Origin of the sequence: Pseudooceanicola endophyticus, assembly GCF_018760365.1 — a bacterium.
Lineage (GTDB): Bacteria > Pseudomonadota > Alphaproteobacteria > Rhodobacterales > Rhodobacteraceae > Pseudooceanicola > Pseudooceanicola endophyticus.
Genome location: NZ_JAHIAB010000010.1, coordinates 113207 through 127974, shown reverse-complemented (window position 1 = coordinate 127974; position 14768 = coordinate 113207). Strand labels below are relative to the sequence as shown.

Here is a 14768-nt window from a genome sequence, read left to right as displayed (position 1 = left end):
TGACCCGGGGCAGGCGCGGGAGTATGCGATCCGCGTGGCGCTTTGTTACCGGATTGCGGGCCACGTTAAAGATTCCGCTAAAGAGGTCGAGGATAGGAAGCCCCTTTCGCTTGACCGCGTCTGGGGCTTTTTTGTTGGCCGCGATGCCGGCGGCCGGAAGGATGAGAGCATGACCAACGACTGGAAACCGCGCACGAAGCTGGTCCACGGCGGCATTCGCCGTTCGCAGTACAACGAGGTCGCCGAGGCGATCTTCATGACCCAGGGCTTCGTCTACGACAGTGCCGAGCAGGCGCAGGAGCGCTTCAAGAAGACCGGCCCGGACGAGTTCATCTATGCCCGTTACGGCAACCCCACGGTGGACATGTTCGAGCAGCGCCTGGCGATGCTGGAAGGCACCGAGGATGCCTTCGCCACCGCTTCGGGCATGGCGGCGGTGAACGGCGCGCTGATGTGCATCGCCCAGGCCGGCGATCACATCGTCGCCGCCAAGGCGCTGTTCGGTTCCTGCCTCTACATCCTGGAGAAGGTGCTGGGCCGGATGGGCGTGGAGATCACGCTGGTCGATGGTCTGGACCTGGAACAGTGGAAGGCGGCGATCCGTCCCGACACCAAGGCCGTGTTCTTCGAGAGCACCTCGAACCCGACGCTGGAAGTCATTGATATCAAGGCTGTGGCCGATCTGGCCCATGCGGTCGGCGCGTTGGTCATCGTCGACAACGTCTTCGCCACGCCGGTCTTCTCGCGCGCGACGGAGCTGGGGGCGGATGTCATCGTCTACTCGGCCACCAAGCATATCGACGGCCAGGGCCGGGCGCTTGGCGGTGTCGTTCTGGGCACGCGGGAGTTCGTCCGCGAGACCCTCATGCCCTACCTCAAGCACACCGGCGCGGCGCTGTCGCCGTTCAACGCCTGGCTGATGCTGAAGGGTCTGGAGACCATGGACCTGCGGGTGCGCGCCCAGTCGGATGCGGCGCTGAAGGTCACCGAGGCGCTGGCCGGTCATCCCAAGCTGAGCCGCGTGATCTTCCCCGGCCACCCCAGCCACGCCCAGTACGACCTGGTGCAGCGCCAGACCGGCGGCAAGGGCGGCACGGTCATCGCGATCGAGGTCGAGGGCGGGCGCGAAGCGGCCTTCCGCTTCCTCAATGCCTGCGAAGTGGGCGTCATCTCCAACAACCTCGGGGATGCGAAGACCATCCTGACCCATCCTGAGACGACCACCCATTCGAGCCTCAGCGATGCGCAGCGCGAAGAGCTGGGAATCACGCCGGGCCTGATTCGAATCTCCATCGGGCTGGAGGATTCCGGGGATCTTATTGCCGACTTCCTTTCAGCTCTGGATCAGGCCTGAAGACTCCAATCCGATAGTCGGAACTTATATGTGAAAAAACTGACAACCTATCCTTTTGGGTAGGTTGTTCACCCGAAAGAGGGGCGTGCTATCGCCTCTGTTCATGGTGGAAAATTCGGCTATTGGGACTATCTGTCCTGCGCGACCCCGCGCGGGGCGCGATTTTGGCGAAAGGGGGCGGCATGAACATCCACCCGAACGAATTGAAAACCGAAACCGAAGAGGCCCGCAAGGCCCTTGAGCTTCTGCGCGGCTGGGCGGAGAAAGCCTCGGACGCGGAGATCAATGCGCTGGATCCAGCCCTGGCGGCGCTGCTGCCGGGCCAGGGGTCCTACCCCCTACTGTCGCGGATCTACCCGCAGGATTTCAAGGCGGACGAAGCCTACCGCGACACATTGCCGGATTTGCAGAACGGTCCGTCCAGCCTGATCCGTGGCGCCCATGCCCCGATCCAGCATGTCGGCATCTCGAACTTCCGCCTGCCGATCCGCTTCCACACACGGGACGGCGGCGAGCTGACGCTCGAGACTTCGGTGATCGGCTCTGTCAGCCTGGAGGCCGACAAGAAGGGCATCAACATGTCGCGCATCATGCGCAGCTTCTATGTCCATTCCGAGAAATCCTTCAGCTTCGAGGTGATCGAGGCCGCGCTGGACGACTACAAGGCGGACCTGGAAAGCCATGATGCGCGCATCATGATGCGCTTCTCCTATCCGGCGAAGATCAAGTCGCTGCGTTCGGGCCTGTCGGGCTACCAATACTACGATTTCGCGCTGGAGCTGGTGGACCACAAGGGCACCCGCAACCGTTTCATCCACCTGGATTACGTCTATTCCTCGACCTGCCCGTGCTCGCTTGAGCTGTCGGAACATGCCCGGATGAGCCGTGGCCAGCTGGCCACGCCGCATTCGCAGCGTTCGGTCGCGCGGCTGTCGGTGCAGGAAGCGGTCTCGGACGACATCCTGTGGTTCGAGGACCTGATCGACATGGCTCGCCGCGCCGTGCCGACCGAGACCCAGGTCATGGTCAAGCGCGAGGACGAACAGGCCTTCGCCGAGCTGAACGCCGCCAATCCGATCTTCGTGGAAGACGCGGCGCGCCTGTTCTGCGAGCAGCTTCAGGACGATCCGCGCGTCGGCGACTTCCGCGTCGCGGCCAGCCACCAGGAAAGCCTGCACTCCCATGATGCGATCTCGGTGCTGACCGAGGGCGAGACGTTCCGCGGCGCAAGCCTTGATCCGCGCTTCTTCGCCTCGCTGCACCACCCGGGCTGAGGCCTTTTTTCCGGGCGCCACCCCGCTTGACCAAGCGGAATGGCGCGGCGCCCGGAAATGCCCCTTACATCCTCTGAAACTATTGCTAATCTCGATCCGAACGGCCCAGTCGCGGGCCCGCTTCGGGAGGGAGCCATCAACGCCAGCCTGACACAGTCGCGCCCGCAGGACACGCGGGCCCTGCGCGCCCAGCCCCGCTCGGTCGGGGATCTGCATGTCAGCGCGCGTCCCGGTGCCCGGATCGGCCGGCTGCACCAGTCGGGATCGCTGAAGGCGCTGTTCCCGGCCTCGCGCCGCGGCATCCTGAATTCCGTCTTCCTCAATACCTCCGGCGGCGTCACGGGCGGCGACCGTTTCGTCATCACCGCCGAGGCAGAGGCCGGGGCATCGCTGATGCTGACCAGCCAGGCCGCCGAACGCCTCTACCGTGCCCAGCCGACCGAAACCGGGCGGATGGACATCGCGCTGCGGGTGGGGGCGGGCGGGCGGCTCGACTGGCTGCCGCAGGAGACGATCCTGTTCGACGGCGCCCGGGTCGAACGCCGCTTCGAGGTCGACCTGGCCCCCGATGCCCGATTCCTCGCGGTCGAGCCGCTGGTGGTCGGGCGCCTGGCGATGGGCGAGACGGTCCGTTCGGGCCTGCTGTCGGACCGCTGGCGCCTGCGCCGCGACGGTCAGCTTCTGTTTGCCGACCAGTTCCGCCTGTCCGGCGACATTGCCGCGCAGCTCTCGCGGCCCGGTGTCATGGCGGGAAACCTGGCCATGGCGGCGCTTCTCTTCGCCGCACCCGGCGCCGAGGCGCAACTTTCGCATCTGCGCGGCTTGCTTGGACCCCAAGGTGGTGCCAGTCTGGTCGCGACGGACCTCCTGTTCGCCCGTATCGTTGCCGAGGATGGCTATGCGCTGCGCAAGCGCCTGGTGCCGGCCATCACCGCGCTCTCGGGTGAAGACATTCCCAAGACCTGGACGCTTTGAACCATGCAGCTGACCCCGAGAGAAAAAGACAAGCTTCTGGTGGCCATGGCCGCCGAGGTGGCGCGCAAGCGGCTCGCGCGCGGCGTGAAGCTGAACTACCCGGAGGCCATTGCCCTGATCACCGACGCGGTGGTCGAGGGCGCGCGCGACGGCCATTCGGTCGCGCAGATGATGGAGGCTGGCGCCCGGGTCATCACCGTGGAACAGTGCATGGACGGAGTGCCGGAGATGATCCACGAGGTCCAGGTCGAAGCCACCTTCCCGGATGGGACGAAACTGGTGACCGTGCACAATCCGATCCGCTAGGATCCTTCAGGGGGCCCGAGGGGCCTGCTGGGTAAAGACGTAGATAAGGGGTATCGAAATGACCATTCTCGACAAGATCCTCTCCCTTCTGGGGCTGGCCCCGCAACCCGCGCCGATTCCGGTGCGCGTGGAACGTCCGAAGCGTCAGCCCTGGGACCGTCGCCGATGATCCCCGGGGAACTGCTGCCCGCAGAGGGCACGCTGACGCTGAACGAGGGCGCCGAGGCGATCACGCTGATGGTCGCCAACACCGGGGACCGCCCGGTGCAGGTCGGCAGCCACTACCACTTCGCCGAGGCGAACGGGGCGCTGGACTTTGACCGCGCCGCCGCGCGTGGCCTGCGGCTGGATATCGCGGCGGGCACCGCCGTGCGCTTCGAGCCGGGCCAGCGCCGCGAAGTGAACCTGATCCCCATCCTGGGGGATCGACGTATTTTCGGCTTCAATCAGGCCGTCATGGGTCCGCTCTGACAGGAGCGGGCCGCAGGCCTCATCCGGACGGGCCCCGCAGAAGGGCCGGGTCGGGCAGGGCAGGGACTATCACGTCAACCGCAACAGGAAACAAAGGGGAGACGCCGTCGTGGATGCCACCCAGATGATGATGCGCCAGGCCGATTTGATGAAGACCTTCATGCTGGGTTCTGCCCGGATGGCGGAATGGCAGATGCGCTATTTCCGCGCCCTGATGACGGCCCCGCTGGAAATGACCCTGACGCCGCTCGGCCCCCTGAGCTACGGCATGACCGCGATGGCGCGGCTGGCCGAGGACAAGTCCGAAACCGCCGTGCCGGTCCCGGCGCCTGCGAAGGCTCCGGTGAAGGCGGCTCCGGCCCCCGCCGCGAAAGCGGCTCCGGCGCCCGCTCCGGCTCCGGCTCCGGCGGCCAAGCCGAAGCCCGCAGCCCGCAAGGCGGCGGCCAAGCCGGTGGCCAAGGCCGAAGCGCCGAAGGCGGCTGCGAAACCCGCCGCCAAACCCGTTGCCGCCAAGCCCGCCGCCACCGCCAGCACGCCGGTAGCGGAACCGGCCAAGACCGAGGCCAAGCCTGCCGCCCGCAAGCCGGCGGCGCGCAAGGCCTCGCCGACTTCGCCCAAGACGGGCCGTCCCGCCGCGCGCAAAACGCCGACCGCGCGCAAGGCCGCGAAGCCTGCCGCGAAGGCCGAGGCCGCAGCGCCCGCGCCCAAGGCCGAGACCGCCAAGCCGGTCGCCATGCCGGCGCCGAAACCCGCCGAGGCCCCCAAGGAAGCTCCGAAGGCCGCGACCCCGGCGCCCGCCGCGAAGGCGGCTCCGACCCCGGCACCCAAGACCGAAGCCCCGAAGACCGAAGCGCCCAAGGCTGCGGCCCCCGCCGCCAAGGCTGCGGCCCCCGCCCCCAAGGCCGAAACCCCGGCGCCCGCCGCCAAGGCAGAGGCTGCAAAACCCGCCGCCGCGCCTGCGCCGGCCCCCAAGGCGGAGGCCCCCAAGCCCGCCGCCACCCCCGCGCCCGTCAAGAAGGAGGGGGAGTGATCCCCTTCGCCCTTCGGGCCTGACCCTTTTCCGGCCCGCGCCCCGGCGCGGGCCGTTTGCCGCCTGAGCCACCCCGACCGGCCAGGTGCCCCTACAGACCGTGAAACGGACGACAGCAGGAGCCCCCGATGCCCACCCAGATTTCCCGCGCTGACTATGCCGCGATGTTCGGTCCCACCACCGGAGACCGCCTGCGCCTGGCCGACACCGACCTGATCATTGAGGTCGAACGGGATCTGACCACCTATGGCGAAGAGGTGAAATTCGGCGGCGGCAAGGTGATCCGCGACGGCATGGGCCAGTCCCAGGCGACCCGCGCCGAGGGCGCTGTTGATACCGTCATCACCAATGCGCTGATCGTCGACCATTCCGGCATCTACAAGGCCGACGTGGGCCTGCGGGATGGCCGGATCTACAGGATCGGCAAGGCCGGCAACCCCGACACCCAGCCCGGCGTCGACATCATCGTCGGTCCCGGCACCGAGGCCATTGCCGGCGAGGGGCGCATCCTGACCGCCGGGGGCATCGACAGCCATATCCACTTCATCTGCCCGCAGCAGATCGACGATGCGCTGCATTCCGGCGTCACCTGCATGATCGGCGGCGGCACCGGTCCGGCGCATGGCACGCTGGCCACCACCGTCACCCCCGGTCCCTGGCACATGGCGCGGATGCTTCAGGCCGCCGATGCCTTCCCGATGAACCTCGCCTTCGCGGGCAAGGGCAATGCCTCGCTTCCGGCCGCGCTGGAGGAACAGATCCGCGCCGGCGCCTGCTGCATGAAGCTGCACGAGGACTGGGGCACCACGCCCGCCACCATCGACAACTGCCTGTCGGTCGCCGACGACTACGACGTTCAGGTGATGATCCACACCGACACGCTGAATGAATCCGGCTTCGTCGAGAACACCGTGAAGGCCATGAAGGGCCGCACCATCCACGCCTTCCACACCGAAGGCGCGGGCGGTGGCCACGCCCCCGACATCATCAAGATCTGCGGCGAGGAATTCGTTCTGCCGTCCTCGACCAACCCGACGCGTCCCTTCACCAGGAACACGATCGACGAACACCTCGACATGCTGATGGTGTGCCACCACCTCGACAAGGCGATCCCCGAGGACGTGGCCTTCGCCGAAAGCCGCATCCGCCGCGAGACCATCGCCGCCGAGGATATCCTGCACGACATGGGCGCGTTTTCGATCATCGCGTCGGACAGCCAGGCCATGGGCCGGGTGGGCGAGGTGCTGATCCGCACCTGGCAGACCGCCGACAAGATGAAGAAGCAGCGCGGGCGGCTGTCGGAGGAAACCGGCGCCAACGACAACTTCCGCGTCAAGCGCTACATCGCCAAATACACCATCAACCCCGCCATCGCCCATGGCCTGTCGCACCAGATCGGCAGCATCGAGGTCGGCAAGCGCGCCGACCTGGTGCTGTGGAACCCCGCCTTCTTCGGCGTGAAGCCGGAAATGGTGCTGATGGCCGGCACCATCGTCTGCGCGCAGATGGGCGATCCGAACGCCTCAATCCCGACGCCGCAGCCGGTCTATTCGCGCCCGATGTTCGGTGCCTATGGCCGCTCGGTCGAAAAAACCGCCATCACCTTCGTCTCGGCCGCCGCCCAGGCCGAGGGGATCCGCGACAACCTCGGCCTCGCGAAGGAGACGGTGGCGGTCCTCAACACCCGCAACATCGGCAAGCGCGACCTGATCCACAATTCGGCCCTGCCCAAGATCGAGGTCAACCCGGAGACCTACGAGGTGCGCGCCGACGGAGAGCTGCTGACCTGCGAACCCGCCGAGGTGCTGCCGATGGCGCAGCGCTACTTCCTGTTCTGAAGACCCGCTTCGGGGGGCCTGCACGCGGTGCATACCCCCCGAGTCACCCCGGCTCGCGCTCTCCCGGGGCGCGATGCAGGGCAGCCATGTCGCAGGCGCATCGTTTCGCCGCCGAACGGCGGAGCTTTGCAGACTGCCTGTTAAAATGGCCTGTTTTCCTGCACTCTGGCGACTTTTTGGGGGGCTTTGGATCAAGCCATGCAGCAAGGTCACGTCAGCTTTGCGCAGAGGTTCCAGCCCCCGCTTTCTGCGTTGCAGCGCACGCATGACGGTATTGAAGGATTGAAAATGGTAACGGCTGAGGCACTGACCTATTTTGAGGACAACGGGGGCGACCCCACAGCTTCTCAATCCGAGGTCCAAAATGGCAAGCTTCTCCAGCAACGTTACCGCACCGCGCCAGTCCGCACTGGGTTCCTTCTTCGCAGCCGTCGGCGCCGGTCTGGCCGCCTACATGGAACGCCGTTCGCGCTCCGAGCAGATCGCAAAGCTGCAGGCCAAGTCCGACGTCGAACTGTCCAAGATGGGCCTGAAGCGCGAAGAAATCCCGGCCTACGTCTTCCGCGACCTGTTCTACGTCTGATCGCCCCCGGGGCAGGGGAAGCGGCATGATCCGCGCCCTGACCGCCCTGAGGGCCACCGACCTGACCGGCACCCCTGCCGATCACGTCACGCTTGACTACGAGCAGCGCTTTGTTCGCCGCAAGGGCCTGACCACCGACGCAGGAGAGAAGATCCTCGTCGACCTGGTCCAGACGATCTCCCTCGATGAGGGGGATGCCCTGCAGCTCGAGGATGGCCGCCTGGTCGGCATCCTCGCCGCCGCCGAGCCGCTTTACCATGTCACGGGGCCGGAACTGGCCCGCCTGGCCTGGCATGTCGGCAACCGGCACACCCCCTGCCAGATCGCCACTGATCATCTGCTGATCCGCGAAGACCGCGTGATCGGAGAGATGCTGGTGCATCTGGGGGCGCATCTGCACCGCGTGAGCGCGCCCTTCCTGCCCGAAGGCGGCGCCTATGGCCATGGCCGCACCCATGCCCATGAACATGGCAAGACCCTGCATGACGGGGCGGCGCTGCATTCCCATGATCACACCCATGCGCATTCGCACCATCATGACCACGACCATGATCGCGACCATGATCACGGGCACAGCCATTCCCATGACCATGATCACTGATCCGGCGCTGACGCTGCACCGCTGGCTGTCCCCGGCCTATCCGGTGGGCAGCTTCGCCTATTCCCACGGGATCGAGGCTGCCGTGGCTGAGGGGCTGGTGCAGGACGCCGCCACCGCCACCGCCTGGATCCGCGACGTGCTGGAGCAGGGGGCGGGCCACAACGACGCGATCCTGCTGGCCGCCGCCTTCCATGCCGATCCCGCCGACCTGCCCGACATCGCCGATCTGGCTGCCGCGCTGGCCCCCTCGGCCAATCGTCGGCTGGAAACCCTTGCCCAGGGCGAGGCCTTTGCCCGCACCACCGCCGCCGTCCACGGCATCGACCTGCCCGCCATGGCCTATCCGGTGGCCCTGGGCCGCGCCGCGCGGCTTTGCGGGCTGCCGCTGCCGCTGACCCTGACGCTGTTCCTTCAGGCCTTTGCGGCCACGCTGACCTCGGCGGCGATCCGTCTGGTGCCGCTTGGCCAGACCGACGGGCAGCGCCTTCTGCATGCTCTTGAACCCGTCTGTGACCGGATCGCCCGGGATGCCGCACCGGGAGACCTCGACGCCCTCGGATCGGCTGCGCTATTGTCGGACATTGCCGCCATGCGGCAGGAAACCCTGACGACCCGGCTGTTCCGGTCCTGAGAAGGAGGCATCCATGACCAAATCTCCCCATGGCCCGCTGCGCATCGGCCTCGGCGGCCCCGTCGGCGCCGGCAAGACGACCCTGACGGCGAACCTCTGCCGCGCGCTGCGCGACCGGCTTTCCGTCGCGGTGGTGACCAACGACATCTATACCCAGGAGGACGCCGAAGCGCTGGTGCGCATGCAGGTGCTGCCCTCCGAGCGTATCCGCGGCGTGGAAACCGGCGGCTGCCCCCATACCGCGATCCGCGAGGATGCCTCGATCAACCTCGCAGCCATCGACGATCTGGTGAGGGCTTTCCCGGATCTGGACGTGGTGCTGGTGGAATCGGGCGGCGACAACCTGTCGGCCACCTTCTCTCCCGAACTGGTCGACATGACGATCTACGTCATCGACACCGCCGCCGGCGAAGAGATCCCCCGCAAGGGTGGCCCGGCGATCACCAAGTCCGACATCCTGGTCATCAACAAGATCGACCTGGCGCCCTATGTGGGCTCCGACCTCTCGGTCATGGAGCGCGATGCGAAGATCCAGCGCGGCGCGCGGCCCTTCGTCTTCACCAATCTCAAGACCGGAGAGGGGCTGGACCAGGTCCTCTCCCTGATCGAGGAGATCGGTGGCCTGGCCCTTGCAGCCTGACACCTACGTCGGATTGCGCGCGCCGGCCCGGCGCCGGCAACTGATCGACATCCGCCCCATCGGCTATGTCATCGGTCTGCTGGTGGCGGTGCTGGGGCTGACCATGCTGCTGCCGATGGCCATCGATCTGATCGACGGTCGCGGGCAGGGGCATGTCTTTGCGATCTCGGCCCTGCTGACCTTCTTCGTCGGTGCTCTGACGGCACTGGCCTGCCAGACCGGAAACCGCGAGGGGCTGACGCTTCAGCAGACCTTCCTTCTGGCCTCGGGCGTCTGGATCATCCTGCCGCTGTTCGGGGCCATCCCCTTCATGATCGGCGCCACCGACGCCAGCTTCACCGACGCCTATTTCGAGGCGATGTCGGGCATGACCACCACCGGCTCGACCGTCTTCACCGGGCTGGATGCGCTGCCGCGCGGCCTGCTGCTGTGGCGCGGCATCCTGCAATGGCTGGGCGGCATCGGGATCATCGTCGTCGCCATGGTCTTCCTGCCCGAGCTGCGGGTCGGCGGTATGCAGGTTTTCAAGTCCGAAGCCTTCGAGACGATGGGCAAGATCCTGCCCCGCGCCACCGCCATCGCAGGGCAGATCTCGGTCATCTACGTCGGGCTGACGGTGGCCTGCATGCTGACCTACCTGGCGCTTGGCATGGGGGCCTTCGACGCCTGCGTCCATGCGCTGACGACGATCAGCACCGGGGGCTTTTCCACCCATGATGCCAGTTTTGGCGCGTTTTCCGGCAAGATGGAATATGCCGCCTCGGCCTACATGATCCTCGCGGCGCTGCCCTTCGTGCGTTACGTGCAGCTGCTGAACGGCAACCGCCGGGCGGTGTTCCAGGACACCCAGGTGCGCGGCTTCCTGTGGGTGATCGGCACGCTGACGCTGGTCTCCTCCGTGGCGCTGGTGATGCTGTTCCCGCATCACTGGGAACAGGCGCTGCGCGAAAGCCTGTTCAACATCGTCTCGGTGATCTCGGGGACGGGCTATGCCTCCGTCGATTACATGAAATGGGGGCCCTTCCTGGTCACCATCTTCTTCTTCGTCGGGCTGATCGGCGGCTGCGCGGGCTCCACCGCGTGCTCGGTCAAGATCTTCCGCTACCAGATCCTGTTCGCCTGCATCCGGGCGCGGATCCGGGCGATCCATGCCCCCCACGCCGTCGTGGTGCCGCGCTACGATGGCCGCCCGCTGAGCGAAGAGGTGCTGGGCTCCGTCATCTCCTTCTTCGTGTTCTTCGTCGTCTCGGTCGGGGTCTTCGCGGTGGCGCTGGCGCTGACGCGGCTGGATTTCGTCACCGCGATCTCGGGGGCGGCAACGGCGCTGGCCAACATCGGCCCGGGGCTGGGCGACATCATCGGCCCGGCAGGCAACTTCAGCACGCTGAACGATCCGGCGAAATGGATCCTGTCGGTCGGGATGCTGGTCGGCCGGCTTGAGCTGATGGTGGTCTACGCGATGCTGACCGTGCGTTTCTGGCGCGCCTGACGCGCGAAACCGGGCGCCGCGGGGGAAAATCCTTGCGCGGTGCCCGCTGATTCCGTCATACTTGACGGCAAGTCCCCGGCAACGGCGCCCGGACCCCCTCCCGACGACTGGGAAAACCAGAGCAAGGCGGCTCGGCTCTTCGCGACACTGCGAAGGTCAGCGGCCCTTTTTCGTTTTCTTCCTGCCGGAGATCCCCCGATGAAGACCTTCCCGATGTTTCTTTCGATGGCTGGCCGCCGTGTCGTGATCTGCGGCGGCGGGGCCGAGGCCGCGCGCAAGACCCGCCTGATCCTGAAGACCGAGGCCGAGATCGTGCTGTGCGCGCAGACCCTCGATCCGGAGCTTGAGGGGCTGGTGCACGCGGGCCGCGCCCGCCAGGTGCAAGAGGCCACGCCCGAGCTGTTCGACAACTGCATCCTGAGCTTCATCGCCACCGGGGATGAGGCCGAGGAGCTGGCGCTGGCCGCCATGGCCCGTGCGAAGGGCGCGGTGGTCAACATCGTCGACCGTCCCGAGCATTGCGATGCCTTCACGCCGTCCATCGTGGACCGCGATCCGGTGGTCGTGGCGATCGGCACCGAGGGCACCGCCCCGGTGCTGGGCCGCGCCATCAAGACCGAGGTGGAGACCCTGCTGCATCCCCGCCTTGGGGCCTTCGCGGCGCTGGCGGGGCGTCTGCGCGATGCGGTGGCCGAAAGGATTGCCCCTGCGGCGCGGCGCGGCTTCTGGGAATGGGTCTTTGCCGGAGAGGCCTTTGCGAAGCACCGCCAGGGCGATGAACATGCCGCCGCCGACCTGCTGAAACAGGCCATCGCCGAGGGGCGCGCGCCGCAGGCGGTGGGCCGGATCTCTCTGGTCGGGGCCGGGCCGGGGGCGCGTGACCTGCTGACCCTGCGCGCCGTGCGCCGCCTGCAGGAGGCCGACGTGATCTTCTACGACCGCCTCGTCGATCCCGAGGTGCTGGAGCTTGCCCGCCGCGACGCCGACCGCGTCTATGTCGGCAAGGAGGTCGGCGCCTGCGCCTGGCCGCAGGAGCGCATCGACGCGCTGATCGTGGCCGAGGCCGCGAAGGGGCGTCGCGTGGTGCGGCTGAAATCCGGCGATCCGTCGATCTTCGGCCGCGCCGCCGAGGAGATCGCCGCTGCCCGCGCCGCCGGAGTGGAGGTCGAGATCGTGCCGGGCATCACCGCCGCCTCGGCCGCCGCCGCTGCCCTGACCCGCCCGCTGACCGAGCGCGGAGAGACCGACAGTTTCGTCATCACCACCGGCATGTGCCGTCCCGGCGATGCGGTCCCCGACTGGCAGCCGCTGGCGCGTCCCGGCACCGCCATGGCCTTCTACATGGCCGTCGAGAAGGCCCCCCAGATCGAGGCCACGCTGCTGGCGTCCGGGGTGCCGGGGGATTGCCCGGTGGACGTGGTGGCCTCGGCCTCGACCGAATCGCAGCGCTGCCTTTCGACCCGGCTGGACGGGCTGGCACAGAGCCTCGCGGGGGCAGGGGTGAAGAGCCCGGCGATCCTTCTGTTGCGTTATTCGAAAGACCATGTTGCCCGGAATGTACACAATCGGGTATCCGCCGTCTGAATGCAGGATCCCACACCCGGGTCTGCATCCGCAAAGGGCGAAAACGCTCCTCTATCATGACCTCATGGCTTGAGTCGCAGCCATGGGGTCTTCTACCCTGTATTGGAAACGCAGAATTTTCGTGCAGGCTCCGACATGAAATTGTCCAAATTTTCGGATTACGCGGTGCGGGTGTGCCTGTACCTGGGGGCGCATCAGGGCCGGCAGGTTCCGATTTCCGAAATCGTGCGCGCCCATGACCTGTCGCAAAGCAACCTGATGAAGGTGGTCAACCAGCTGGTGGACGGCGGGTTCCTGTCCAGCACCCGGGGCCGGCGCGGCGGCGTCAGCCTGGCGCGCCCGGCCGACCAGGTGCATCTGGGCGCGGTGGTGCGCCACATGGAGGGCGATAGCCAGATGGTGGATTGTTCCACCTGCATCCTGCTGGGCGCCTGCGGCGTGGTGCGGGTGCTAGCCGAGGCCAAGCGCAGCTTCTATGCCACCCTTGACCGGTTCAGCGTCGCCGATGCGGTGGGCGCCCATCCCGCCACCCTGACGGTGCTTCTGGGCGCCGGAGAAAACGCCCGCACGCCGGTGCCGAATCCCTGATCCTGCCCCAGCGTCATTCGGCATGGCTGAATTCCCGGGCATTCCGGTGGCTGCGGGTCCGAAACTGACCATTCTGTGACCATTTTCGGTCTGCAAGGCGGAAATCCCGCTCTGCCGGGACATTTTTCTGCCCGATAAATACATTCCCGGGTATTGAAGAATACAGGAGCGACCGGCCACAGGCGTCGCCCCTGTTCCGCCGCAATGGCGCGGCTTTCCGTCAAGTGCCCCGATCCGGGGCGGCAGCAATGGCGCTGCGACTTCGCCCGGCCCCCCGAAGGGTCCGGCGTGGGAAAGCGGCGTGCCTCTCTCTCCGTGATCCCGACTGGAAACCGCGCCTCCCCCCGAGGCGCCTGCCGGAAGGCGGGGCTGCGGCCTTTTCTTTCCGTCATCCACGACCGGCCCCGGCCGGCTTCGGTGCCGCCCGGCCACGGGCTGCGCTGCCACATCGACGAACGCCTGAAACATCAGGCTGGACCAACACCAGAAGGGAAACCAAATGGCCTATGTCACTCCGAAGGAGTTCGCCGCCAAGATGATCGAGGCCGGTGAATCCAAGATCTTCATGTCCACCCGCGATACGCTGATCCGCGCCTACATGGCGGGCGCGATCCTGGCGCTGGCCGCCGCCTTCGCGATCACCATCACCGTCAACACCGGCCAGCCGCTGGTCGGCGCGCTGCTGTTCCCGGTCGGCTTCTGCATGCTCTACCTGCTGGGCTTCGACCTGCTGACCGGCGTCTTCACCCTGGCGCCGCTGGCGGTGATCGCGAAACGCCCGGGCTGCACCTGGGGCGGCGTGCTGCGCAACTGGGGCCTGGTGTTCTGCGGCAACTTCGCCGGCGCCATGACGGTGGCGATCTTCATGGCGATCATCTTCACCATGGGCTTCAGCCAGGAACCCAATGCCATCGGCCAGAAGATCGGCAAGATCGGCGAGGCGCGCACCCTGGGCTATGCCGCCGCCGGCGGGGCCGGGCTGCTGACCGTCTTCATCCGCGCCGTGATGTGCAACTGGATGGTCTCGACCGGGGTGGTCGCGGCGATGATGTCGACCTCGGTCTCGGGCAAGATCATGGCGATGTGGATGCCGATCCTGGTCTTCTTCTACCTGGGCTTCGAACATTCCATCGTGAACATGTTCCTGTTCCCCTCGGGCATCATCCTGGGCGGTCAGTTCACCTGGGCCGACTACTTCCTTTACAACGAGATCCCGGTGGTTCTGGGCAACCTCGTCGGCGGCCTGACCTTCGTGGGCGGCATGATCTACGCCACCCATTACAAGTCCGGCCCCTCGCGCAAGCCCGCGGACGAGACCCGCGCGCCGATGGCTGCCGAGTAATCGCCCCGCTCCGTGGCCCCGCATCCTGCGGGGCCACCTTTTCCTTCCGCCATCCGGATCGC

Annotated in this window: 15 protein-coding genes and 1 riboswitch; all 15 genes read left to right on the top strand. The window is 66.9% G+C overall.

Features of this window, described 5'->3' with window-relative positions; genetic code table 11:
- The first annotated feature begins 24 nt into the window (after positions 1-24).
- Positions 25-102, top strand: a riboswitch (SAM riboswitch).
- Positions 103-169: 67 nt separating this feature from the next.
- A complete protein-coding gene (gene metZ, locus KM176_RS17075; protein ID WP_160895126.1) occupies positions 170-1354 on the top strand; it encodes an O-succinylhomoserine sulfhydrylase in 1185 nt (394 codons plus the stop codon).
- 182 nt (positions 1355-1536) lie between these two features.
- Positions 1537-2628 carry a GTP cyclohydrolase FolE2 gene (folE2, locus tag KM176_RS17070; RefSeq protein ID WP_160895127.1) on the top strand — a complete coding sequence of 364 codons (1092 nt, stop codon included), beginning with the start codon at positions 1537-1539 and terminating at the stop codon, positions 2626-2628.
- Between the two features lie 57 nt (positions 2629-2685).
- Entirely contained in the window at positions 2686-3603 is a 918-nt protein-coding gene (locus KM176_RS17065) for an urease accessory protein UreD (protein ID WP_160895128.1), read from the top strand.
- Positions 3604-3606: 3 nt separating this feature from the next.
- Entirely contained in the window at positions 3607-3909 is a 303-nt protein-coding gene (locus KM176_RS17060; protein WP_160895129.1) for an urease subunit gamma, read from the top strand.
- Positions 3910-4074: 165 nt separating this feature from the next.
- The gene (locus KM176_RS17055) at positions 4075-4380 is read left to right on the top strand and encodes an urease subunit beta (RefSeq protein WP_160895130.1); all 306 of its coding nucleotides are present in this window, start codon (positions 4075-4077) and stop codon (positions 4378-4380) included.
- A gap of 109 nt (positions 4381-4489) precedes the next feature.
- Positions 4490-5410 carry a hypothetical protein gene (locus tag KM176_RS17050; RefSeq protein ID WP_202397869.1) on the top strand — a complete coding sequence of 307 codons (921 nt, stop codon included), beginning with the start codon at positions 4490-4492 and terminating at the stop codon, positions 5408-5410.
- A 128-nt stretch (positions 5411-5538) separates the two neighbouring features.
- Positions 5539-7248 carry an urease subunit alpha gene (ureC, locus tag KM176_RS17045; protein ID WP_160895131.1) on the top strand — a complete coding sequence of 570 codons (1710 nt, stop codon included), beginning with the start codon at positions 5539-5541 and terminating at the stop codon, positions 7246-7248.
- A 364-nt stretch (positions 7249-7612) separates the two neighbouring features.
- A complete protein-coding gene (locus KM176_RS17040; RefSeq protein WP_160895132.1) occupies positions 7613-7831 on the top strand; it encodes a hypothetical protein in 219 nt (72 codons plus the stop codon).
- A 25-nt stretch (positions 7832-7856) separates the two neighbouring features.
- On the top strand, positions 7857-8432 hold the full coding sequence (locus tag KM176_RS17035) for an urease accessory protein UreE (RefSeq protein WP_160895133.1): 576 nt from the start codon (positions 7857-7859) through the stop codon (positions 8430-8432).
- Positions 8425-9063: an urease accessory protein UreF gene (locus KM176_RS17030; protein ID WP_160895262.1), complete on the top strand. Its 639-nt coding sequence runs from the start codon at positions 8425-8427 to the stop codon at positions 9061-9063. The genes KM176_RS17035 and KM176_RS17030 overlap by 8 nt, the downstream gene beginning before the upstream one ends.
- Before the next feature lie 13 nt (positions 9064-9076).
- Positions 9077-9703 carry an urease accessory protein UreG gene (ureG, locus tag KM176_RS17025; RefSeq protein WP_160895134.1) on the top strand — a complete coding sequence of 209 codons (627 nt, stop codon included), beginning with the start codon at positions 9077-9079 and terminating at the stop codon, positions 9701-9703.
- A 40-nt stretch (positions 9704-9743) separates the two neighbouring features.
- Positions 9744-11192 (top strand): TrkH family potassium uptake protein, encoded by a 1449-nt coding sequence (locus tag KM176_RS17020; RefSeq protein WP_160895263.1) that lies wholly within the window; start codon positions 9744-9746, stop codon positions 11190-11192.
- 198 nt (positions 11193-11390) lie between these two features.
- Complete coding sequence (gene cysG / locus KM176_RS17015) at positions 11391-12776, top strand: siroheme synthase CysG (protein WP_160895135.1); 1386 nt, start codon at positions 11391-11393, stop codon at positions 12774-12776.
- Positions 12777-12911: 135 nt separating this feature from the next.
- On the top strand, positions 12912-13364 hold the full coding sequence (locus KM176_RS17010) for an RrF2 family transcriptional regulator (protein ID WP_160895136.1): 453 nt from the start codon (positions 12912-12914) through the stop codon (positions 13362-13364).
- A 499-nt stretch (positions 13365-13863) separates the two neighbouring features.
- The gene (locus KM176_RS17005; protein ID WP_160895137.1) at positions 13864-14706 is read left to right on the top strand and encodes a formate/nitrite transporter family protein; all 843 of its coding nucleotides are present in this window, start codon (positions 13864-13866) and stop codon (positions 14704-14706) included.
- Positions 14707-14768 lie beyond the last annotated feature (62 nt).